This is a genomic window from Streptomyces sp. F001 (assembly GCF_004187715.1).
In the GTDB taxonomy this organism is placed as follows: Bacteria; Actinomycetota; Actinomycetes; order Streptomycetales; family Streptomycetaceae; genus Streptomyces; species Streptomyces flavusporus.
This window is the reverse complement of the sequence record NZ_QZWF01000148.1, coordinates 1-2130: the sequence shown is the minus strand read 5'-3', so window position 1 is coordinate 2130 and position 2130 is coordinate 1. Positions and strand designations below refer to the sequence as shown.

1 protein-coding gene and 1 pseudogene are annotated in these 2130 nt (G+C 67.7%); both read left to right on the top strand.

The features are described 5' to 3' along the window. Nucleotides 1-1887 (top strand): pyruvate dehydrogenase (acetyl-transferring), homodimeric type (locus tag StrepF001_RS45100; protein WP_129803859.1); only part of this gene is annotated, 1887 nt, incomplete at its 5' end. Between the two features lie 123 nt (nt 1888-2010). Then, a pseudogene (locus StrepF001_RS49265) lies at nt 2011-2130 on the top strand (RNA polymerase subunit sigma-24); the annotation flags it as partial.

Sequence of the window (2130 nt, the reverse complement as noted above, 5' to 3'; positions counted from 1 at the left end):
GTCAACTGCAACCTGCAGCGGCTGGACGGCCCGGTGCGGTCGAATTCCAAGATCGTGCAGGAGCTCGAGGCGCGGTTCCGCGGCGCGGGCTGGCATGTGGTGAAGACTCTCTGGGGCGAGGCCTGGGACCCGGTGCTGCAGCAGGACACCGACGGCTCCCTCGTCCGCCGCCTCGGCGAGGTACCCGATGCCCAGCTCCAGACGTACGCCGCCCGGGACGCCGCCTACATACGCAAGCATTTCTTCACCGGCGATGCGCTGTCCGGCCTTGCCGCAGGTCTGAGCGACGCGCAGCTCACCGACCTGTTCGAGAACTCCCGGGGCGGACACGAACCGCTCAAGGTCTACGCCGCCTACCGGGCCGCGGTCGAGCACCGGGGCGGGCCCACCGTCGTCCTCGCCCAGACGGTGAAGGGTCACACGCTGGGTCCGGGCTTCGAGTCCCGCAACGCCAACCATCAGATGAAGAAGCTGACCATGGCCCAGTTCCGTCAGATGCGCGACGTGCTGGAACTGCCCATCCCGGACAGCGCGCTGAGCGGGGACGTGGTGCCGTTCTGGCACCCGGGTGAAGACTCTGAAGAGGTGCAGTACCTGCGTGACCGGCGCTCGGCTCTGGCCGGCCCCGTCCCCGTACGGAGGGTGGTGGCCAAGCCGCTGCAGCAGCCGCCGTCCGGCCCCTTCGAAGCGCTCAAGAAGGGCTTCGGCAAACAGGAGGTGGCCACCACCATGGCGCTGGTCCGGCTGGTCAAGGACCTGATGCGCGTCGAGGAGACGGGGCGGCGCTGGGTGCCCATCATCCCCGATGAGGCACGTACATTCGGTATGGAATCCCTGTTCCCGACCGCCGGGATCTACTCGCCGAACGGTCAGACCTACGAGCCGGTCGATGTCGATCAGCTACTCCACTACAGGGAAGCCAAGGACGGCCAGCTCATCGACGAAGGCATCACCGAAGCCGGGTCACTGGCCGAGTTCACCGCTGCGGCGACGTCGTACGCCACACACGGCGAACCCATGATCCCCTTCTACATCTTCTATGCCATGTTCGGGTTCCAGCGCACGGGCGACCAGTTCTGGGCCCTGGCCGACCAGCTGGGCCGCGGCTTCGTCGTCGGGGCGACGGCCGGCCGTACCACGATGACCGGCGAGGGACTGCAGCACGCCGACGGGCACTCCCACCTGCTCGCATCCACGAATCCGGCCGCTGTCAGCTACGACCCGGCCTTCGCGTACGAGATCGCGGTGATCGTCAGGGAAGGCCTGCGCCGGATGTACGGCGACCGGTCCGAGGACATCTTCTATTACCTGACGGTCTACAACGAACCCAAACAGCAGCCGGCCATGCCCACCGGGCCATCGGTCGAGGAAGGGATCCTGCGGGGCATATACCGGTTCCGGCAGGCGGATCCCAGCGACGCAGGACCACGGATCCAGTTGCTGGCCTCCGGCACGGCCATCCACTGGGCACTGGAAGCCCAGGAGCTTCTCATGTCCCAATGGGGTGTCCAGGCTGACGTCTGGTCAGTGACGTCCTGGACGGAGTTGCGCCGCGATGCATTGAATGCCGACAGGGCACGGCTGCGGGGTGAGGAGTGTGTCCCGTATGTGACCCGCGCGCTGTCGGGAGCCGAAGGGCCGGTCCTGGCGGTCAGCGACTGGATGCGGCAGGTGCCCGATCAGATCAGCCAGTGGGTCGAGCAGGACTACTCGTCGCTGGGAACGGACGGCTTCGGACTGTCGGACACCCGCGATGCCGTACGCCGCTATTTCCGAGTGGACGCCGAGTCGATCGTGGTCGCCGCCCTGGACCGGTTGGCGCGGGCCGGCGCAGTCCACCCGGTGACGGTTGCCCAAGCGCGCGATCGCTACGGCTGGCAGGGGTGAGCACGCCAGGCGTCCCGAGCGGATGTGCCCGCTCGGAGCAGGGCGGGGCAGCCCGCGCATGACGGCGCGCGCCGTGCTGTGACCGCTTGTAGCATGGATGTCCTCCAGTACTGGAGGACATCCATGCGCGCCAGGGACGATGCAGGCGCCCTCGACGAGGCCACGAGGGAGTTCATGGCAGCGCGTCCCCAGCTCTTCGGCATCGCGTACCGCGTGCTCGGTAGTGCTGCGGAAGCCGAGGAC